Raw genomic sequence first — 21,390 nt, forward strand, 5'->3', positions numbered from 1 at the left:
CGTTAAAATTATTCCTGATGACAGATCAACCAATGATGAAGCGCTACGGCATGGCGGCTTTATTTGCAATCATTACCTGCATTGTTATCAATAGCAGTTGCCATACACCCACCAAAGAAGAAAAAGGAAAAGCACTGGCTGATAAATATTGTTCCAGCTGTCATTTGCCTGTATCTCCGGCTTTATTGGATAAAGAAACATGGACGAAGCACGTATTGCCCGCTATGGCGCCCAAATTGGGCATTAAAGTCTGGAGTGTAGACCAATACTACCCGCCTATGTCTGGCGACAAACCAGGGGTTATATCTATCAATGAATGGACAGAGCTGGTAGCGTACTATCAGCAGTTTGCCCCGGAAAAACTGACACCGGTCAAACCACCTGTTCCGTTGCAGCACGACTGGTCCATTTTCTCCCTTAAATCCCCGGAAATTACAGATACAAATATTGTCTCCGCTACCACCATGGTGTCCTTCCATCCTGCTGATGGCGGCCTCCTGACCAGCGATGGCCTAAGCAGTAAACTGGTCCGCTGGGATAAGAACCTGCATATAATAAATTCGTGGATGCTGCCATCACCTGCCGTAAACGTGCTATATACAGCCGATAGTACCGGCAAACAACAGGCAATACTCACTGAAATTGGTAACATGCGGGCAGTGGATGCTCCTGCAGGCATCATCTCCCGCCTGAACCTGGACGATCCCAAAAGCAGGCAATCCGATCTGATGCCCTTCCTGAAACGTCCTGTACAAACACTGGAAGCAGATTTTGATAAAGATGGCCTTATGGACTTGCTGGTATGTGCTTTTGGCCATAACCAGGGTGGATTGTACTGGCTCAAACAATTACCGGATCATAGTTATAAGCAGGAATCAATCTGGGAAGTACCCGGCGCTATTCATGCGGAAACAGGCGATTTTAACCACGATGGCTATACGGATATCATGGTACTCTTTGCTGCCGGTAATGAAGGGATATGGCTATTTGAAAATGATAAAAAAGGCGGATTCAAATCATCTAACCTGCTGCGTTTCCCGCCACTCAATGGTTCTACCAGTTTTCAGCTGGCAGATTTTAACGGAGATGGCAAACCGGATATCTTATATACCTGTGGAGATAATGCCGACTATTCTATGATCCTTAAACCTTACCATGGTTTATATGTCTATCTGAACGAAGGAGATAATAATTACCGGCAGGCATGGTTTTATCCGGTAAATGGCTGTACAAAAGCCGTAGCGGCAGATTTTAACCAGGATGGCAAATTAGATATTGCAGCCATTGCCTTCTTTGCCGATTTTCAGCATAATCCCGGGGAGAAATTTATTTTCTTTGAAGGCGGTAATAAACCACTCACATTTACGCCACATTCACCACCTGTTGAGAAAGAAGGCCGCTGGATTTGTATGGATGTAAAGGATTATGACCACGACGGGGATCTGGATATCGTACTAGGAAACTATGCCAGGGGGTTCCTGATACTGGATGATTATAAGCCCAACTGGAAAGAGTATCAACCTTTTATAGTGTTACAGAATAATACGAAGCATTAAGTATAACGATAAAATCAGTTGTTTATTTGGAAAGAAAGCAGAAATATGTATCTTACGGCCATATTTATTCTGCGTACATTATCGCACAAGTAAGTCACCACTTATTGAGATATGAGCACTCAATTGTTCTCGGTCTTTAATGTTCTTATTGTTCTTAATTGCAGTTTTCCCATCGTATACCTTATTGCACAGCGCCACCCGTCTATGGCCCGGTGATATAAAGATATCCTGATGCATAATCAGGTTTTAGAATGGCGGAAGGAGAGGCAGTAATGCCTCTCTTTTATTTATATATACTTGTCACTCAACATTCTTTGCTCCCTGTTTAATATTCCTTTTTTGCCATCTATCATAAAAAAACAAACGAATCCTGAAAATCCCATTATTACGGGGTATTTTTAGTCGGAAATCAGCATTATTGTTTTAAACAGGATATGTCAGTGGCTGAATATGTATACGATCAGGATAAAGTGAGCGCACTGCTTCGTACGATCATTCATAATAATAGTAATGAAAAAGCAAACGTATGGTTACTCCAGCGTTTGCAGCTACAGCAGCAAACCCGTGCCATCCCGCAGTTCAATCAAACTTTTACTGCTATTCCCCGTTTTACGGGAAAAGAGATTATTACAGTAATGCCGGAAGAAGGCCGCTTACTGCAGGAGCTGCTGCCTTCGTTTTTCGTACAGGGTTGGACGTTAGACCGCCTCGTACGGGTATGGTGGTTACTACAATTACCCACCACAGATAAAACGATTTATATTGAAACGTTGGAGCAATTGTTCAGCATCGCCGAAATGAACGAGCTGGCCGCTTTGTACAGTGCACTACCGCTGTTGGCATGGCCGGAAGCATTGATTGCACGCGCTTCCGAAGGAATCCGTTCAAACATAGGTATCGTGCAGGATGCTATCATGCTGCATAACCCATGGCCGGCAAAATATCTGGCAGAGCCGGCCTGGAATCAGCTGGTGATGAAAGCCATCTTCACAGATAAACCCATTCATTATATAACAGGATTAGATGAACGGGCCAATGCAGCCCTGGCTGGTATTCTTACCGACTTTGCGCATGAGCGCTGGGCAGCAGGAAGAACAGTAAACCCAATGCAATGGCGGTTATTGATGCATTTTGTCAATGCAGATAATATACAGGATATTACCCGCATCTGGCATAGTATTGATAACGTGGAAAAAGAAGCAGCAGCGCTGGTTTGCGCACAATCTGACTACCTCCCTGCACAACAGTTGCTGGCACAATCGCCGGCACTTGCCGCTGAAATACAGGCCGGTAGCCTTTCCTGGGACACCATCGCCAAAAAAATTACAAAATAACAACGCTTTAAATTGAAATGTTATGTGCGGAATCCACGATTTAACAGAAAAAGACCTTCAACCACTTACGTATACACCCGCTTATCTCGATAAAATAAAAGGCATGCGTTTCTTTGATCCGCATGTACACATGACTGCCCGTACAACAGACGATTATCAGGCAATGGCAGATGCCGGCGTAGTGGCTATTATAGAACCTGCCTTCTGGCTGGGACAGCCACGTACCAGCGTAGATACTTTTCGCGATTACTTCAGCAGCCTGGTAGGATGGGAACGTTTCCGCGCTTCGCAGTTTGGGATTAAGCACTACTGCACCATTGGCCTGAATTCTAAAGAAGCCAATAACGAAAAACTGGCGGAAGCAGTAATGGAAATACTGCCCCTGTTTATCTATAAAGAAGGTGTGGTAGGGATCGGTGAGATAGGCTTTGATGATCAGACACCATTGGAAGAAAAATATTATCGTGCTCAGCTGGAACTGGCCAGGGAGGCCGGTTTACCAGTGCAAATACATACCCCTCACCGCGATAAAAAGAAGGGCACCCAACGTAGCATGGACATTGCGCTGGAACATGGCCTTGAACCTCACATGATCATTGTAGACCATAACAACGAGGAAACCGTTAAAGAAGTGCTGGATCGTGGCTTCTGGGCCGCGTTTACCATCTATCCTTTTACCAAAATGGGCAATGAACGCATGGTTGCCGTGGTAAAACAGTATGGAAGTGAACGTATTATGGTTAATTCCGCTGCCGACTGGGGTATCAGCGATCCGCTGGCTGTTCCCAAAACAGCAGCCTTAATGCACGAAAGTGGTATTGACTTGAATGACATTCATTCGGTAACTTACACCAACGCTGTAAAAGCTTTTGCGCAGAGCGGCCAGATAAATGAAGCAGACTTTAACATCGTCGGAAATATCGATCAAAGTGAGAAATTTAACGGAAGCACTGTTCTGCGTGGAGGTCAGCAACCTCGAATTGATAAAAGTACAACCATCATCCGGTAAAGGCCAGACAGTTTCGTTTCTGCTGGCAATAAACCATGAAAACCTAAATACGCGGTGAGTTATATTGTTAGCAAATTGATAGGATATCTGCGCCTGACGCGACCGGCCAATATTATCACTGCAATAGCAGATATATTGGCGGGAGTTGCTATTTCAGGCTATTTTATAAATGTAACATTCAGTACTACTACATTGGATTTCACCTTACCGGTGGTATGCTTATGTTTGGCCACCATCGGGTTATACGGCGGTGGCGTTATATTCAATGATGTATTTGATGCTGCACTGGACAGTATAGAACGCCCGGAAAGACCGATTCCAAGCGGTATTATATCCAAAACACAGGCAATTATTCTGGGCAGCTACCTGCTGCTCGTTGGTATACTGGCTGCTTTTTCTGTAGGCCGCCTGAATGGTTATTCGGGCTGGCTCGCTATAGGCGTGGCCGTTAGTGCCATTGTGTATAATAAATGGGGAAAACATCACAACTTTCTCGGCCCTGTTAATATGGGCCTTTGCCGCGGACTTAATCTGCTGCTGGGTCTGAGCATTGTTCCGGATGCACTTGAAACCTATTGGTGGATGGGCATTATACCAGTGGTATACATTGCAGCAGTGACCAATATCAGTCGTGGTGAAGTACATGGGGGCAGTGTAAAAAGTGCCCGCCTCACGGCCTTTTGTTATGCAACCGTATACATTACTATGGGCATCCTGGCTGCTTTGCATCATCGCATCTGGACAGCCCTGCCCTTCATCATGTTGTTTGCACTGATGATTAACATCCCACTGTTCAAAGTGATAAAAGATCCATCCGGTCCTAATATCGGGAAAGCAGTAAAAGGAGGCATTATTGCACTGATAGCAATGAATGCCGCCTGGGTAGCAGCTTTTGCTACACTACCTTTTGCATTGGCAGTATTACTGTTATTACCAATATCACTCATTCTCGGAAAGCTCTTTGCAGTTACCTGAGAGGAATGGTTCACGCAAAGTCGCAAAGGAGCAAAGCCCCAAAGATTATTAAAAACTAAAAATCTTTGGGGCTTTGCTCCTTTGCGTGAAATTAAATTTTCATTTTTTCTATGTACTTTTAAAGGCTATAGTTTTTTTTAAGCCAGATGATTGCGGAATAAGCCATGGAATATATTCAACAAAACTTCAACGTCAACTTCTCTTACGGAGTTTTCTTTAGCAGTAATTTATTTGATCCTGCCAATACCTGTTTATCTTCTTTTCTGGAATCCAAAGCGGAGCCCGCATTTCAGAAGAAGTTACTGGTAATATTGGATGGTGGTGTGGTAGCACATCATACAAACCTGCCACAACAAATAACCAGTTATCTCCAAACAGTACGCGGCTTTCAACTGGCGCCTGAAATCATCACTATCAGCGGTGGAGAAAGTGTGAAGAATGATCTGCCACTGCTTTTCAGCCTGGTAGATGCAATAGATAAATATGGGATCGATCGTCATTCCTACGTAATTGGTATTGGCGGCGGCTCTCTGCTGGACCTGGTAGGGTTTGCAGCTGCTGTTTCACACCGGGGTGTAAAACATATTCGTATACCTACTACCGTGTTGTCGCAAAACGATTCTGGTGTAGGTGTTAAAAATGGTGTGAATTATAAAGGAAAGAAAAATTTCCTGGGTTCTTTTGCACCACCTGCTGCCGTGTTTAATGATGCGGTATTTTTAACTACGCTGGATACCCGCGATTGGCGCTCTGGTATGGTGGAAGCGGTGAAGGTGGCATTGATAAAAGATGCACCTTTTTTTACCTGGATGGAAGAAAAAGCGGTAACGCTCACTGCAGGTGATATGCCCGCAATGAAAGAACTGATCTATCGCTGTGCAGCATTGCATATGCAACATATTGGTGGTGGCGGCGATCCTTTTGAAAGTGGCTCTTCCCGTCCGCTGGATTTTGGCCATTGGAGCGCGCATAAGCTGGAGCAATTAACCAATTTTGAACTGCGTCATGGAGAAGCAGTGTCTATCGGTATTGCGCTGGATAGCGTGTATTCGTTCCTGTTAGGCTGGATAGATGAATCCGCGATGCAGAGAATTCTTACCGTATTAAAAAATATGCAGTTGCCCATCTGGCACCCCTTGCTGGAAATGCAGGATGGTAAACCATCTCCGGTGATCGTCGGACTGGAAGAATTCCGTGAACATCTTGGCGGACAATTGACTATCTCCCTGTTACGCGCCATTGGTAAAGGAGAAGAAGTTCATCACATAGACCTGGATTTATTATACAAGGCAGTAACTATCTGCAAAAATAATCAATGATGCACACTCCTGTTGGTCATCTCACCTACTGTACAAATATTCATCCCGGTGAAAGCTGGGGCGATCATTTCGCACAGCTCAAAAAATATATTCCTGCCATTAAACAACAGGTGGCCCCTGATCAACCATTTGGTATTGGATTGCGGCTGGCAAATACAGCCAGCCTGGAACTGAGTAAAGAAGCCAGTTTACAGGCATTCCGGCAATGGCTGCAACAGGAAAATTGTTATGTATTTACCATGAATGGTTTTCCTTATGGTGGCTTTCATGATGTAGTGGTAAAAGACCAGGTGCATGCGCCAGACTGGACCAGCGCCGATCGTGTTGCTTACACGATTCGCCTGTTCAGGATACTGGCAGCTTTGCTGCCGGCAGGAATGGAAGGTGGCATTTCTACTTCACCGCTCTCTTATAAATACTGGTGCAACCGCTGCGAAGAAGAAAAAAATGCAGCGACAGAAAGTGCAACTTTAAACATGTTACTGGTAGTGGAACAATTGGCCCGTATTCACCGTAGTGGCGGTCCTTTGATGCACCTGGATGTAGAGCCGGAACCCGATGGTTTACTCGAAAATACCAGTGAATATATCAGTTGGTATTTTGAAGATTTATTACCCAAAGGGATTCCTTTTATTAAAGATAAATTTAACGTAGATGATCAGGCAGCAGCCGATATCATTAAATCACATGTACAACTCTGCTATGATGTTTGTCATTTTGCATTGGAGTATGAAGCGCCGGAGCGTGTGCTGGAACGCCTGCAACATCACGGCTTAAAGGTGGGTAAGCTACAGATCAGTGCTGCATTAAAAGCAGACATTCCAACGGATACGACTACACGAAATGAAGTAATGAATGCCTTCCGTAAATTCAACGAGCCCACTTACCTGCACCAGGTGATAGGCAGAAAAGATAACGGAGATCTCATTCATTATCCTGATCTGCCGGAAGCCCTGGCAGATGCAGATAATACTGCTGTGATAGAGTGGCGCTCACATTTTCATGTGCCGGTATTTCTGGACAAATTTGGCGTACTGCAATCTACACAGGAAGATATTAAACAGGTATTGGCATTACAACGGCAACAACCTTTTACGGCCCACCTCGAAGTGGAAACTTACACCTGGGATGTATTGCCGCCTGCATTAAAGCAGGAAATGTCTTTGTCTGTTTCCCGCGAGCTGAACTGGTGCCTGCGGCAGCTGTTAGCGATTAGCATGTAGCTTTTAGTCAAAGAATAAACAGCTGTTGTTTCAATTGCATTTAAACTAATAGCTAACTACTAAAAGCTAACAGCTACTATTGGAATTGTCCCTTCGGAAGTATAGCTTTATGACGGAATTGTAACGGCGATAGAATCTATGAGAAAGACAGTAGTAATTGATGTAGTAGGGCTCTCGGCCTCTTTGTTGGAGCATATGCCTTTTTTAAAGGCTTACACACAACAGCAGCACCTGACCACAGTAACACCTATGTTGCCGGCAGTCACTACAACGGTGCAAAGCACTTACCTTACAGGCAAATGGCCCAGTGAGCATGGAATTGTAGGCAATGGCTGGTACGACCGTACAGATGCAGAAGTAAAGTTTTGGAAACAATCCAACAAGCTGGTAGATGCTCCCAAAATATGGGATAAGGCCCGCAAACTGGACCCCTCCTTTACCTGCTCGCAAATGTGCTGGTGGTATAACATGTATGCCAATGTGGATTACTCCCTCACACCAAGACCAAACTATCTTTCAGATGGCCGCAAAGTGCCGGATTGTTACACTTCTCCGGACACCCTGCGCGATTATCTGACCAAAGAACTGGGACGGTTCCCGCTGTTCAATTACTGGGGGCCTACCGCCAGCATTAAATCTTCTCAATGGATAGCAGACGCGTCTATCCTTACCGATAAATTATACAATCCTACCCTCACTTTTATTTATCTGCCGCACCTGGATTACTGCCTGCAGAAATTTGGACAGGATCCTATCCGCAATGCAAAGGAGATCAGCGAAATTGATGAGGTATGTAAACAGCTGATCACTTACTACCAGCAAAAAAATTGTAATCCTATCGTATTATCTGAATACGGGATTACGAATGTTAATAACCCGGTTCACCTGAATCGTGCATTAAGACAGGAAGGACTGCTATCTGTACGGATAGAAAACGGATTGGAGCTGCTGGATCCAGGTGCCTCCAAAGCCTTTGCTGTAGCCGATCATCAGATAGCACACATCTACATCAATGATCCTGCCTGCTACAAAAAAGTACGTAGCATACTGGAAAATGTGCCTGGTGTGCAGCTGGTACTGGATAGAGAAGGCAAACGTCAGCATCATTTGCATCATGAGCGCAGCGGCGATCTGATTGCTGTGGCAGATGCCAACAGCTGGTTTACTTACTACTACTGGCTGGATGATAACAAAGCACCTGATTTTGCACGCATAGTGGATATCTTCCGTAAGCCGGGTTATGATCCGGTGGAGATGTTTATGAATCCTGCTGATCCGCTGATTAAGCTGAAGGCAGCGGGCAAACTGCTGAAAAAGAAGCTTGGCTTCCGCTACCTGATGAATGTTATTCCGCTGGATGCCACGCTGATAAAGGGTTCTCATGGGCGACTGGAAGAAAATCCTGCTTACCACCCGGTAGTTATTAGCCCGGAACCTTTTCACAAAACCCAATTACAGGCCACTGACGTATATGAGGTGATATGGAATCATTTAGTGAATAAATAATCCTTCATGTATAAATTTGGTTGTGCCCTGATATTTGCGCTGCTGCTGGCATTGAAACTGTTAGCGCAGGATACCGCTTACCTGAAAACATTTAACCAGGAACGTATCCACACCACCAAAACAGCCATGGTAGTATTGGGAGGCTGGTCGGTAGTTAATATTACCACGGGCCTTATTGCTATGGGACAAACCAGTGGAGAAGCAAAGTATTTTCACCAGATGAATGCGATCTGGAATGTGGTGAACCTGGGTATTGCTACCGCTGGTTATTTGGGTAACCGTAAACTCAATCCATCTTCCTATAATATGCAGGGAAGTATTAAAGAACAAAATAAGATAGACAAGATCTACCTCGTAAACGGCGCGCTGGACGTGGCTTACATACTAGGTGGTTTATACGCAAGAGAATACGGGAAAAATCAAACCGGCAAAGAACAGGATCGCTGGAAAGGGTACGGTTCTTCCATTATATTGCAAGGCGGTTTCCTGTTATTATATGATGTGGTAAACATCTCTGTTCATCACCGCCATGGCAAAGCACTCTACAAAAAATTCGATGGCATGCAGATCGCATTTTCTCCCGGTAATATAGCTGCCTCCATCAGCTTTTAGTTCTAATAGCTAACTGCTAAAAACTAAAAGCTGTTTTCCGCCCTTCATCAAAAAATATAAAAAACGCTGAATTATTTCTCTACTTTCATGCAACCGATTGTTTTTTCGATTATCATCATTAAAAATAGTAAATCAAGAAGTCCGTTATGAAAAGAAGAGATTTTCTAAAAACCGGTTCTATGGCTGGTTTGGGGGCAGGATTAACCATTCTCAATTTCCCGGTTTTCGGAAAAAATGCACCTAGTAATAAATTGGTGCTGGGAGTAATGGGTGTAAACTCCCGTGGTAACTGGCTGGCGCAATGCGCGGCTAAACTGCCGGGAGCTGAAATAGGCTACGTTTGTGATGTGGAAGACGGTGCGATTGCCAAAGGGCTGAAAGCCATTGGCAGCGCCCAGGAGCGCAAACCTACTGTTATCAAAGACATCCGCAAATTACTGGAACGTAAAGATTTTGATGCACTGTTTGTAGCCACACCGGATCACTGGCATGCACCGGCAGCCATTATGGCTACTGCGGCGGGTAAACATGTATATGTGGAAAAACCTTGTGCACACAATCCACATGAAGGAGAACTATTACTGGCTGCTGCCAAAAAATACGACCGGCATGTTCAAATGGGTAACCAGCGCCGTTCCTGGCCTAACCTGCAACAGGCAGTAAAGGAAGTAAAAGAAGAGCATATAATCGGTAAAGTGTACTATGGAAGAGGGTGGTATGTAAATGACCGTCAACCTATAGGCATCGGTAAAAAGATTCCAGTACCGGATACACTGGACTGGAACTTATGGCAGGGCCCTGCACCACGCCGCGATTACCTGGATAACATTGTACACTACAACTGGCATTGGCGCTGGAACTGGGGTACTTCTGAAACCTGTAACAACGCTACACATGAACTGGATTGTTTACGTTGGTTTATGGATGTGGAATTTCCTACCAAAGTTACTTCCGCAGGCGGCCGCTATGCTTATCCTAAAGACGATTGGGAAACCCCGGATACACAAACCCTCAATTTTGAATTTGAAGGTGGCAAAGCCATTGCCTGGGAAGGCCGCAGCTGCAGCCCTTTTAACCTGGAAGGCAGTGGCCGCGGATTTGCCCTCTTCGGCGAAAATGGTAGTCTCTATAACTCTGGTGGTGACAGCTACAAAATCCTCGACCTGAAAGGCAAAGTAATCAAAGACGTGAAACAAGCCGCCAACCCTAATCAGAGTGTAACCAACACCGTTAGTCCTGCCGGCGAATTTTACGACGCTATCCATATCAATAACTTCCTGGAAAGCATCCGTGGCAACGCTACCCTCAATTCTGAAATCAATATCGGTTATCGTAGCACGTTGTTATGCCTGTTAGGTAACATCTCGCAACGTACCGGCCGCATTTTGCATACAGACCCCAGTAACGGACATATCCTGAATGATAAAGAAGCTATGAAAATGTGGGAAAGGGAATATGAAAAAGGCTGGGAGCCCAAAGTGTAAACACTATCACCCGTTTATTATAAGCAGCTCCCGCGCAAGCGGGGGCATTTTTATGTCAGCCAATTTTCTTTTTTTGCGTGAATTCCCTTCTTTTAAAATATATGCTATCACATAATTATTATAATCTCTTTCTGGTAGCCGCTCTATGCCTTATTTCAGTAGCTTTATAGACTAGCAATAAATATAATAACTTGTTATCTCCCATAACTTTTAGTTATCGCCATTATTTGTCTGCGGAATGAGGTTCCCCTAAATTTGAATAACCTGTAATTTTTTATAACCAACCACACCAACCACGAAGTTTGTGCATTCCCGGAGGGATAATTGAATGGATTTTTTACAACAATCTAACTATCTGTCAGTATTGCTGATAGGTTTAGTCGTAGGCTATTTATCAGGATTACTTGGCAAAGGTGGCAGCGCTATCAGCACACCTGCATTGCAGATATTTGCCGGCGTTAATCCTTTTTTTGCACTGGCATCGCCATTACCGGCGTCTATTACCAGTACGTTGTCTGCTACGGCAGTATACAGCAAGGAAAAATTATTTAACAAACGCGTCATCCTCCTGGGGGCGGCTTTTGGCGTACCCGCTACAGTGGTGGGTTCCTGGCTCAGTAGTTATTTGCCGGGTAAATCGCTTATGATCATGACTGCGCTGTTTATTGTATCTATTGGCTTATCGCTGCTATATTCTTTCATGCGTCGCAAAGAAGCGGTTGGAGAGGTATTGGTAGACAGTCAGCAGGTGCCTGCCAACAAACTCATGATGGCGGCCTTGTTCATTGGTTTCTTATCCGGATTGCTGGCTAATGCAGGGGGGATCTTATTCAGTTCCTTTTTTATCAAACGTTTAAAGATGCCTATCAAACAGGCGCTGGCTTGTGCAGTGGTGTTATCGGCTATTTTATCGGTGCCGGGTGCATTAACACATTGGTGGTTGGGGCATATAGACTGGAACATCGCGCTGCTGCTATCACTCACGGCATTCCCGGCTTCTTACCTCGGTGCTAAAACGGCGGTGAAAATGAAAACACCTACCCTCGAAAAATTATTTGCACTTACCCTTATCGTATTTGGGGTATACGATATCTTCTTTACTATCTGGAAATAGATCAGGCATGCGCTTTCATCTTATGGATAGCTTCCTGCTCAAATGGGGGCAGGCTGCTAACTATAATTTCATAAGCATTATGCAGGAATGTTTCCAGTTCCGGCTCAGGGAGCATGTCTTCCTGTTTTACCTGTACCCAATGATACCGCGCCAGATGAGGTGCAGGTACAATTCCGGGCCTTGATATCAATTGATGAAACTGTGCCGGACTGCACTTAAATGATATCCTGTGAGGAGGCTCCATAGATATCATGCAGAATAATTTCTCGCCTACAAAAAAGCGCATTTCATTGTCCCACTTTTTTTCAGTGCTGACAGCCGGAAGTGACCGGCATAAATCAAGGGTGTGATCAAACATAGCAGCAGGTTTTAAAGAATAATATATACTTACCGTTTTTTTAGAACGATTTACCTCAATAGCTTACAAGCATATGCTAACATATTAATATATGCTACATATGTGGTTAACGCAATGTTTGCTGTAAATAGTGAATGAAACTGCTGTATAAAAGTAGGAAATAAAACGCAAAAGCGAATGTTAAAAAGAAGCAGCAAAAATTGTCTTTCTCCCGATTAGGCTGATTATACTGATTATCCTGATTTTTTATTAATGGAAATTTAATCAGCATAATCAGTATAATCAGCCTAATCCGGAGAAAGACAGATTTATAGCAGCAGCGCTGCTTATTTAGCCCAGCGGGCCATTTTTTGTTCTAAAACAGAAAGTGGTACACAACCATCCTTCAGCAACTCATCATGGAAAGAAGACAAACTAAACTTGCTGCCTTGCTCCTTGCTGTATTTATTCCGCAGTTCACGGATCTTCAGCTCACCTATTTTATAAGAAAGAGCCTGTGCCGGAATGGCCATGTAGCGCTCAATTTCAGCGGTTGCTTCCTGTTCGGATAACGGCTCGTTGTCCATCATATATTTGATGGCTTGTTCGCGGGTCCAGCCTTTGGTATGTAAACTTACGTCTACGACTAAACGAATGGCGCGGTGCATTTCATCTGTCAGGCGACCAAAGTACATATATGGGTCGGTATACAGGCCCAGTTCTTTACCTAAACTTTCGCAGTACAGTGCATAACCTTCGCCATAGGCGCCAATCCAGGAGAAGCGGCGGAACTTAGGCAGGGAGTCATTTTCCTGTTGCAGTGATATCTGGAAATGATGACCCGGAATGGCTTCGTGCAGGAACAAGCATTCCATACCGGTATAACTAAAGGTGGTGGCATCCAGGATAGGAACGTAGAATACGCCCGGACGGGTACCATCGGCGCTACCTTGCTGATATTCTGCAGAAGCAGAGGCAGCACGATAGGCTTCCGTTTGTCTGATCTCGAATTTTGTTTTAGGGAGATGACCATACATTTTTTTAACACCTGGCATGATCTTGTTTTCGATCGCTTTGAACGAATCCAGGATAGCAGCAGGGGTTTTAAAAATCCGCAGCTTTTTATCTGTACGAATAGACGCAAAGAAGGCCGGCAGATCACCTTTGAAGCCGGTGCTGTTTTTAACGGTTTCCATTTCTCCGCGTATCCTGGCAACTTCTTTTTCTCCCAGCGCAAAAATTTCTTCCGGCGATTTGGAGGTGGTTGTCCAGAATCTTATGAGATAGGTATAATATGCCTTGCCATCCGGAATACTGCCAATACCGCTGCTGGTACGTGCTTTGGGCAGGTATTCATTTTGTAGGAACTGTTGCAGTTTAGCAAAGGATGGAAGGATATAATTTTCAATAGCAGCTGTGTAATCCTTTGTCAGCTTAGCTTTTGTGGCAGCATCGAGTGAGTCGGGGATTGTTTTCAGTGGTGCATAAAAAACGTTACCTGTATCTTTCTTAGCCAGATCCCTCATTTGCGGAATCACCTTTACCACCAGTGTTTGGGGTAATACATAGCCGGTAGCCATTCCTACCCGCATGTTGGCAATAGCGGTATCTGCCCATATGGCAAAGCGTTCCATACGATGCATGAAGTTTTCATAATCCTTCAATGTCTTAAATGGCTGGGCGCTGGCACCAGAGCCTAATTGGGCCATTGTAATGGGCAAACAGCCAAACTGCTGCACCGGCATTAATTGATCATGAAAGGTGAGTGCTTCCCGGCTCATATCAAATTCCCGCTGCAGCATGTCGTAAGTAATACGGTCATTGCTCGACAGCGCCGATGTATCAATGCCTTTAATGGCTTGCTGGTAGCTGGCGTAGAAGGAATCTGCTTTTGCGCGGTAACCAGCACTGATATCAATGGGCAACTGATCATTGTATTGATTTTCGCCATTGAAGGTGGCCTGGATAGGGTTGAGGGCCATGCTCTCATTATAATAGCGGTCGGCAAGGTGATGCAGGGAATCCTGCATGGCCTGCGGACTGCTATGACTGCTTTTTTGCTGACAAGCGCCAAGCAGCAGGGTTCCCAATAGGAACAGGTAGCCTTTTTGTTGTAGTTTATGCATATGAATAGTTTAGAATGACGAATTACGAATTGCGAATTACGTATATAAGCGAAGATCGCTTCGATACGTAATTCGCAATTCGTAATTCGCAATTGAAATTACATCTCTCTAAATTAAAAAAGCATTCCGAAGAATCGGAATGCTTATTTAGAACAGTGAACAATGAAAAAAAAGATAAATAATATTATTTCAAGATTTTTATGCGAATACTTTTGAAAGAAACCTCATTACCATGATCCTGTAAAAGGATGTGCCCTTCGGGCCACAAACCAAAATTCTTCCAGTTTTTATACTTGCTGATCGCCACCAGGTCTTTGAAGGCTTGGGAGCCCCGCTCATATTCCAGCACTTTAAATCCGTTTAACCAGTGCTCGACGTGGTTATTTGGATACACAATAATACGACCTTTGTTCCATTCTCCAATAGGATTGATGGCACGTTTTTCTTGTTTTCTTGTCATGAGATCGTAAAGACTCGCCAGCGTACGGTCTCCATCGCGGCCCAGCTTGGCATCCGGGTGTTTTTCATCATCCAGCACCTGGTATTCCAGCCCGATAGCAGATTTTCCACCGGTTTCGTAGGTTTCGCTCACAAAGTATTTTACACCACTATTCGCTCCTGGCGTGAGTTTGAACATAAATTCCACCTCAAAAGCGCCGTATTGCTGCGTAGTAACAATGTCGCCACCGCTGCCTTCTTCACCCCCATTGGAGGACTCAATCGTTAGTACCCCATCATGCATTTTCCAGCCTTTACCAGGGAAGGTTGTTTTGTATACTCCTCTCCACCCTTTAGACGTTTTACCATCCCACAGGAGCTGGTAGCCATTTTTCTTTTCCTGGCCGGAAATAGTGTTATCCACATTATTAACTACGTAGATATTATCGTAAGGAGAATATTGGGATGCAGCCGGATTTTCCTGGATACGGATGTTTTTCCAGTAGATATTTTTGTTTTCATCTGCTGCAGTTTTGCCGATGCCATGTACCTGCAGTGCAATGAAACCCTTTGGCAATGAGGTATCAACCAGGTGGGCAGTAGGTACGCCATTTACCCAGGTACGCATTTCATTACCACGGCATTCAATGCGGTATTTGTTCCAGCCATCCTTTTTAAAGGCGCTTTGTCCGGCAGGATTCAGTTCCATTGGGTATTGCCAGCCTCTCCGGCCTTCTTCATATATACCACCACTCCACTTTCTGTCAGACGGGTCAATTTCCATCTGGTAACCAAATACACGACCATTTTGATAATCAGGTCTGCTCTGGCTGCGGAATTGTATCCCTGAGTTGAATTCTTTACCCAGTTTAAATTCCAGCTCCAGGATAAAGTCGCCATACTCTTTTTCTGTAGCCAGGAAAGAGTTCGGCGTATTCATAACGGTCGTGCCTACAATTTCGCCGTTCTGCGCATCATAGTGAGCGGCTCCTCCCAGCTGCTTCCAGCCTTTCAGATCTTTACCATTAAAAAGTTGCTGCCACTGGGCTTTCTGAGCAAACAGGCCGCTATACAAACATAGTAAGCTGCCACATAAAAGGATCGTTTTTTTCATAACTAAAACGGAATAAGGTGACCAAAGTAAACAATGAAAATGATTTTTACAACCGATTGCATAAGATTTGTAAGTATTTTTCTTTTTTATATAAATCCACCGTTTATTAAATGTATTATATACGCTTTTAGAAGATTAATTTATTTTCTGCAAACGATTGCAATAATTCAAAATTATCTTATTTTGGCTGTGAATTAACTGATACAACCAAATTCCAATATCTAAAAAGCTATTTCCAATTAAGTAATTAATTCCGAAATCTGATTAAACAACGTTATGAAAAAGATCTTTCCACGTCTTTGCTGTATAGCACTATGCCTGCTATTTCATCAGCTATCGCAAGCCCAGAGTATTTCCGTAGAGGGAAATGTACTGGCAACGGACAAGACACCCCTCATGGGCGTGACTGTTTCCCTGAAAGGAAAAAACACCGGAACGCAAACAGATCAGAAAGGACATTACCGCTTACAAGTGAAAGATCCTGCCAATGCCATGCTGGTATTCACTTTTATTGGCTTTACCACACATGAAGAACCAATAAACGGGCGTAATGTCATTTCTATTGTGCTGGAAGAAGATCGTAAAAAACTGGATGAAATAGTAGTCGTGGGTTACGGTTCACAGAAGAAAAAAGATATAACAGGTTCCATCTCAACCGTAAGCACAAAGGCGATTCAGGATGTACCAGTAACCAACCCTCAACAGGCCCTGCAAGGCCGTGCACCTGGCGTGGAAGTAATCAATAACAGCAGTAAGCCTGGAGATGAGCCACAGGTGCGTATCCGCGGTAGTCGCTCCCTCTCTGCCGGCAACGACCCATTATATGTGGTAGATGGTATTCCTTACGCCGGAAGCCTCAGCGATATCGGTACAGGAGTAATACAATCGATGGATATTTTGAAAGATGCCTCTGCTACCGCCATTTATGGTTCCCGTGGTGCTAATGGTGTGGTACTGATTACTACACAACGGGGTAAGAACAGCAAACCGGTGGTGTCCTACAGTGGTTCATACGGTTATGTAAAGCAACTGAGCGAAACAGATATGATGAATGCCTCCAGGTTTATTGACATGCGCCGGGAAGCCTACCGTACTATAGGTAAGTACGATGACGCCAATCCTGATGCATCTGATGCAAAAATATTTAACGCCGTAGAGCTGGCGAATATTAAGAAAGGCACCAATGTAGACTGGCAAAAATTAATGATCTCTCCGGGTTATCAAACTAATCATGCAGTGAGCGTATCTGGTGGTAACGAAAAAACCAAGTACACCGTTGGTATAGGATACTTTAAAGACCAGGGTGTACTGAAATTACAGAGTTATGAACGCTATAACCTCAATGTGGGTATAGATCAACAAATAGGCAGTCGTGTTAGAGTAGGTGCGTCACTGTTAGGTTCTTACAGTTTACGTCAGGGTGAAACCTATAACGGTATTGACAATGCGTTGAAAATGTTGCCTATTGCATCGCCATATGATTCTGCCGGCAAGCTCATTACCTATCCTACGGGAGATAGTCAGCAACCCAATCCGCTGCTCGATTATACCAATAATAACAGGGTCGAAAAAATGAGCCGCTTCCGCATCTTCACCAGCTTATACGGTGAAGTAGAAATAATAGATGGTTTAAAATACAGACTGAATGTGGGTCCTGATATTCAGACTTATAACTATGGCCTTTTTCAGGGTAAAAATAATACCAACCTGCTGATAGGTGGTGGAGATGCAACTGCCACCAAGGGGTATGCAACTACAATGGCTTATACCATAGAAAATGTGTTGACTTATAACAAGGCTATCAAAAAAAATAATTTCGGTTTTACCGGTTTATATAGTGTACAACGCCAGAATGCGGATATTACTTCTACCAATGTAAGAGGTATCCCTGTTGAAACACAGCAGTATTATAACCTGGGACAGGCACTGAGTGTAACGGGCGCCAACAGTAGCCTGAGCAGCTGGACTATCTTATCTTATATGGGCCGTTTAAACTATGGTTATGATAACCGCTATCTCTTAACACTCACACTCCGTGCAGATGGATCATCCCGTTTTGCACCAGGCAAGCAGTGGGGATATTTCCCTTCTGTAGCGGCAGCATGGAACATCATCAACGAAAAATTCCTGAAAGGACAAAACATACTGGATAACTTAAAACTGCGGGCGAGCTACGGACGTATAGGCAACACCGGTATTAACCCTTATGCAACACAAGGACAACTTGGAAGGATTCCTTATTCATTTGCCGGAAAAGGAGCGCTTGGTTTCGTACCTACCGAACTGCGTAATCCAAACCTTACCTGGGAAACTACTACCTCTGCAGATATAGGAGTTGATTTTGGATTTTTTAATGGTCGTATTACGGGTGTAGTGGAATGGTACAACCAGCGGACAACAGATCTGTTGATGCCACATCTGCTGCCTTTCAGCAATGGTTTTAACAGTGTGCTGGAAAATGTGGGAACATCTCAAAACAGAGGTATTGAAATTGGTTTATCCGGTACCGTAATAGATAATCCCAAAGGCTTTAGCTGGAAAATGGATGTAAACTATTTCCGCAACCGCTCAAAGATCCTGGCCATTGGTGGCGGCAGAACAGCAGATGTTGGTAACGCCTGGTTTGTAGGCCACCCTACTTATGTGTACTACGATTATAAAAAGATTGGTATCTGGCAAACCAAAGATGCACAGGAAGCAGCACTGTATAATGTGAAACCGGGAGAGATCAGGCTGGAAGATGTGAATAGCGATAAAAAGATTGATGCAAGCGACAGGCAAATTTTAGGCTCTCCTGAACCTAAATGGTCCGGTGGAACCACGCAACGTTTTTCCTATAAAGGATTTGAACTGTCAATAGTAGCTTTTGCCCGCATAGGTAGCATGATAAAAAGTGATTTCTATCAAAACTATAATACACTTTTTGGTCGTTATAATAATCTCAATATTGATTATTTCACGCCTAATAATCCTTCCAATGATTTCCCAAGACCCAATGCCAACCAGGAAAGACCCAGCAACTATCAGTCGCTCAGCTATTTTGATGGCTCCTTCTTCAAGATCAGAAATATCACACTGTCTTATTCCCTGCCGGATGCAATGGTAAAACGGATGCAGATGCAGGAACTTCGTTTTAATGTAGGTGTAAAACAACCGATGATCATAGCACCCTACCGCCAGAAATGGAAAGGCGTTGATCCGGAAGATGTGAACGTGATCGGCGTGGATGCACCAGCTACCTGGATGCTGCAGATTGGCGTTAATGCGAAGTTTTAGTAATCAATGTGATCTGATTTAAAATCTTTAAAAGTAAACGTTATGAAAAATATAGTTCTCGGAATAACGCTACTCGGTCTGGCTACAACTTCTTGTAACAAGATGTTGAAAGAAGACGTAGTAACTAATGTGACTGATGCTTTCTACAATACTAAAAGCGGCTTTCAAACTGCTGTAACAGGGTCTTACGTGTCTATGCGCAATTTTTACAGCACAGAACGTGGTATGACGCTGACAGCACCAGGTACTGATACTTATACCAATGGTTCTGATGGTAATTATAAATTTGCCAATCAATATACTGCCCAGCTGGATGGCCGCTATGATCACGTCAGAGAAGTATGGAACAGTTTCTATCAAACCATCAATACCTGCAATGTGGTGGTTGACAGGGCAGATAAAATTCCTGACCTTGATGATGCTACTAAAAAAACAGGTGTAGCAGAAGCTATGTTTTGCCGGGCGCATTATCATTTTGTGCTGATGGAATTATTTGGCGCCATACCCTTACGGCTACACGAAAACACACAAATCGTAACAACAGCTAACCGGGATTCTGTTAGCTTAATTTATGATGCCGTTATCAATGACCTGCTGGCAGCAGAACAAAATCTTCCTGTAACGCAGTCTGATTGGGGCCGTGTCACCAAACCAGCTGCAGAGCATCTGCTTGCCCGTGTTTATCTTACCCGCGCTTCCTCGCCACAGGCACAGCCTACAGACTATGCCAACGCTGCAAAGTATGCTAACATGGTAATAAAAAACTATGGTTTTGCATTGCTACCGGACCCGGGCCAGATTTGGGCACAGGGTAAGGAAAATAATGCGGAAACCATCTGGGCAGTGCAGTATACAACTGATCCGCTGTATAGTTCTGCGGATAATAATGCCTGCCGTTTTTTCCTGATGCAATATGATGTATTGGCCGGCATGAAGCGCGATCTGCCCAATGGCACGCCCTGGAAACGTTTCAGACCTACAAAGTTCCTGATTGATACCTTGTATAAAGACCGTACACATGATGTACGTTATGAGAAGTTTTTTACTACCACCTGGTTTACCAATGCGCCTACCGCTACGTTGAATATGGGGGATACTGCTATTTATCTTCCGGGTGTTGACGTTACGGATGCGCAGATAAAAAGTAAAAAATATTTACTGGTGCCGCCCCGTAATTACACAGAGAAATTATATCCTTCCCTGAATAAATTCCAGGATGCCCTGCGCCCGGATAATCAGGCTTCCGGCGTACGACCTTTTATTGCTTTTCGACTCGCAGAAACTTACCTGATAGCAGCAGAAGCGCTGATGATGAGCGGCGACAAACCAGGTGCTGCTAACCTGGTAAATGTGGTACGTATCAGAGCTGCCCGTCCGGGTGCTACCCCGGCAGAAACGCAAGCTAACCAGGACGCTATGAAGGTGACTGCCAGTGATATGACAATTGATTTTATCCTGGACGAAAGAGGCCGTGAGCTGATCGGAGAACAATTTGCCTGGTTTGATCTGAAACGTACCGGCAAATTGTTGGAAAGAGTACGGCTGCATAACCCGGAAGCAGCTGCGAATATTCTTCCGAAGCATATGCTTCGGCCTATTCCGCAGGATCAGATAGATCGTTCTTCCAATATATTTCTGCAGAATCCGGGATATTGAGTGTCAGAACTATGATTTTTATGATTAGTATGATTATCCTGATGAGCGAAGATCTCAGCGGGTATTGTCTGAACCAGGATTTTCAGGATTGAATGGATTACCCTGATGGGCGTTATGTTATTTCGTTTGAAAGATATAAGCGAATATCTCCGCTAAGATCTTCGGCACCCATCATGATAATCCATTCAATCCTGAAAATCCTGGTTCAGACAATACCCGCTGAGATCTTCGCTCATCAGGATAATCATACTAATCATAAAAAATCACAGTTCTGACATACTTCGCTAAGATCAATTTCTTATCTTCATAGG

Annotated in this window: 15 protein-coding genes; 12 read left to right on the plus strand and 3 right to left on the minus strand. The window is 44.1% G+C overall.

Annotated elements, in window-relative coordinates; genetic code table 11:
* The first annotated feature begins 17 nt into the window (after positions 1-17).
* From CLV51_RS06260 to CLV51_RS06305, 10 genes are all read left to right on the plus strand, one after another.
* Entirely contained in the window at positions 18-1,556 is a 1,539-nt protein-coding gene (locus tag CLV51_RS06260; RefSeq protein ID WP_211301941.1) for an FG-GAP repeat domain-containing protein, read from the plus strand.
* 434 nt (positions 1,557-1,990) lie between these two features.
* Positions 1,991-2,890, plus strand: coding sequence for an EboA domain-containing protein (locus tag CLV51_RS06265; RefSeq protein WP_106527122.1), 900 nt, complete (start codon positions 1,991-1,993; stop codon positions 2,888-2,890).
* Between the two features lie 22 nt (positions 2,891-2,912).
* Positions 2,913-3,899, plus strand: a complete 987-nt coding sequence (locus CLV51_RS06270; RefSeq protein WP_106527123.1) for a TatD family hydrolase — start codon at positions 2,913-2,915, stop codon at positions 3,897-3,899.
* 54 nt (positions 3,900-3,953) lie between these two features.
* On the plus strand, positions 3,954-4,874 hold the full coding sequence (gene eboC / locus CLV51_RS06275) for a UbiA-like protein EboC (protein WP_106527124.1): 921 nt from the start codon (positions 3,954-3,956) through the stop codon (positions 4,872-4,874).
* A 164-nt stretch (positions 4,875-5,038) separates the two neighbouring features.
* Positions 5,039-6,193, plus strand: a complete 1,155-nt coding sequence (locus CLV51_RS06280; protein ID WP_106527125.1) for a 3-dehydroquinate synthase — start codon at positions 5,039-5,041, stop codon at positions 6,191-6,193.
* Entirely contained in the window at positions 6,190-7,416 is a 1,227-nt protein-coding gene (gene eboE / locus CLV51_RS06285; RefSeq protein ID WP_245898635.1) for a metabolite traffic protein EboE, read from the plus strand. Before CLV51_RS06280 ends, eboE begins: the two co-directional genes overlap by 4 nt.
* Positions 7,417-7,554: 138 nt before the next feature.
* A complete protein-coding gene (locus CLV51_RS06290; RefSeq protein WP_106527126.1) occupies positions 7,555-8,922 on the plus strand; it encodes an alkaline phosphatase family protein in 1,368 nt (455 codons plus the stop codon).
* 6 nt (positions 8,923-8,928) lie between these two features.
* The gene (locus tag CLV51_RS06295; RefSeq protein WP_106527127.1) at positions 8,929-9,534 is read left to right on the plus strand and encodes a DUF6992 family protein; all 606 of its coding nucleotides are present in this window, start codon (positions 8,929-8,931) and stop codon (positions 9,532-9,534) included.
* Positions 9,535-9,680: 146 nt separating this feature from the next.
* A complete protein-coding gene (locus CLV51_RS06300; protein WP_106527128.1) occupies positions 9,681-11,018 on the plus strand; it encodes a Gfo/Idh/MocA family protein in 1,338 nt (445 codons plus the stop codon).
* A 328-nt stretch (positions 11,019-11,346) separates the two neighbouring features.
* Entirely contained in the window at positions 11,347-12,132 is a 786-nt protein-coding gene (locus CLV51_RS06305; protein WP_106527129.1) for a sulfite exporter TauE/SafE family protein, read from the plus strand.
* A gap of 1 nt (position 12,133) precedes the next feature.
* On the opposite strand, the gene CLV51_RS06310 is transcribed toward CLV51_RS06305, so the two are convergent.
* The 3 genes from CLV51_RS06310 to CLV51_RS06320 all read right to left on the minus strand — a co-directional run bounded on the left by CLV51_RS06310 (position 12,134) and on the right by CLV51_RS06320 (position 16,147).
* Positions 12,134-12,490, minus strand: a complete 357-nt coding sequence (locus tag CLV51_RS06310; protein WP_106527130.1) for an MmcQ/YjbR family DNA-binding protein — start codon at positions 12,488-12,490, stop codon at positions 12,134-12,136.
* A gap of 326 nt (positions 12,491-12,816) precedes the next feature.
* Positions 12,817-14,595: a DUF885 domain-containing protein gene (locus tag CLV51_RS06315; RefSeq protein WP_106527131.1), complete on the minus strand. Its 1,779-nt coding sequence runs from the start codon at positions 14,593-14,595 to the stop codon at positions 12,817-12,819.
* A gap of 184 nt (positions 14,596-14,779) precedes the next feature.
* A complete protein-coding gene (locus CLV51_RS06320; RefSeq protein ID WP_106527132.1) occupies positions 14,780-16,147 on the minus strand; it encodes a 3-keto-disaccharide hydrolase in 1,368 nt (455 codons plus the stop codon).
* A 276-nt stretch (positions 16,148-16,423) separates the two neighbouring features.
* On the opposite strand from CLV51_RS06320, the gene CLV51_RS06325 reads away from it, so the two are divergent.
* Both CLV51_RS06325 and CLV51_RS06330 read left to right on the plus strand, forming a co-directional pair.
* On the plus strand, positions 16,424-19,423 hold the full coding sequence (locus CLV51_RS06325; RefSeq protein ID WP_106527133.1) for a SusC/RagA family TonB-linked outer membrane protein: 3,000 nt from the start codon (positions 16,424-16,426) through the stop codon (positions 19,421-19,423).
* Between the two features lie 42 nt (positions 19,424-19,465).
* On the plus strand, positions 19,466-21,079 hold the full coding sequence (locus CLV51_RS06330) for a RagB/SusD family nutrient uptake outer membrane protein (protein ID WP_106527134.1): 1,614 nt from the start codon (positions 19,466-19,468) through the stop codon (positions 21,077-21,079).
* Positions 21,080-21,390 lie beyond the last annotated feature (311 nt).

Origin of the sequence: Chitinophaga niastensis (genome assembly GCF_003014755.1) — a bacterium.
Classification (GTDB): Bacteria; Bacteroidota; Bacteroidia; order Chitinophagales; family Chitinophagaceae; genus Chitinophaga; species Chitinophaga niastensis.

Bases quoted from the DNA above. Each gene is read 5' to 3' on its own strand.
- CLV51_RS06260 (WP_211301941.1), top strand. From the start codon at position 18: ATGACAGATCAACCAATGATGAAGCGCTACGGCATGGCGGCTTTATTT.
- CLV51_RS06265 (WP_106527122.1), top strand. From the start codon at position 1,991: ATGTCAGTGGCTGAATATGTATACGATCAGGATAAAGTGAGCGCACTG.
- CLV51_RS06270 (WP_106527123.1), top strand. From the start codon at position 2,913: ATGTGCGGAATCCACGATTTAACAGAAAAAGACCTTCAACCACTTACG.
- CLV51_RS06280 (WP_106527125.1), top strand. From the start codon at position 5,039: ATGGAATATATTCAACAAAACTTCAACGTCAACTTCTCTTACGGAGTT.
- eboE (WP_245898635.1), top strand. From the start codon at position 6,190: ATGATGCACACTCCTGTTGGTCATCTCACCTACTGTACAAATATTCAT.
- CLV51_RS06290 (WP_106527126.1), top strand. From the start codon at position 7,555: ATGAGAAAGACAGTAGTAATTGATGTAGTAGGGCTCTCGGCCTCTTTG.
- CLV51_RS06295 (WP_106527127.1), top strand. From the start codon at position 8,929: ATGTATAAATTTGGTTGTGCCCTGATATTTGCGCTGCTGCTGGCATTG.
- CLV51_RS06300 (WP_106527128.1), top strand. From the start codon at position 9,681: ATGAAAAGAAGAGATTTTCTAAAAACCGGTTCTATGGCTGGTTTGGGG.
- CLV51_RS06305 (WP_106527129.1), top strand. From the start codon at position 11,347: ATGGATTTTTTACAACAATCTAACTATCTGTCAGTATTGCTGATAGGT.
- CLV51_RS06310 (WP_106527130.1), bottom strand. From the start codon at position 12,490: ATGTTTGATCACACCCTTGATTTATGCCGGTCACTTCCGGCTGTCAGC.
- CLV51_RS06315 (WP_106527131.1), bottom strand. From the start codon at position 14,595: ATGCATAAACTACAACAAAAAGGCTACCTGTTCCTATTGGGAACCCTG.
- CLV51_RS06320 (WP_106527132.1), bottom strand. From the start codon at position 16,147: ATGAAAAAAACGATCCTTTTATGTGGCAGCTTACTATGTTTGTATAGC.
- CLV51_RS06325 (WP_106527133.1), top strand. From the start codon at position 16,424: ATGAAAAAGATCTTTCCACGTCTTTGCTGTATAGCACTATGCCTGCTA.
- CLV51_RS06330 (WP_106527134.1), top strand. From the start codon at position 19,466: ATGAAAAATATAGTTCTCGGAATAACGCTACTCGGTCTGGCTACAACT.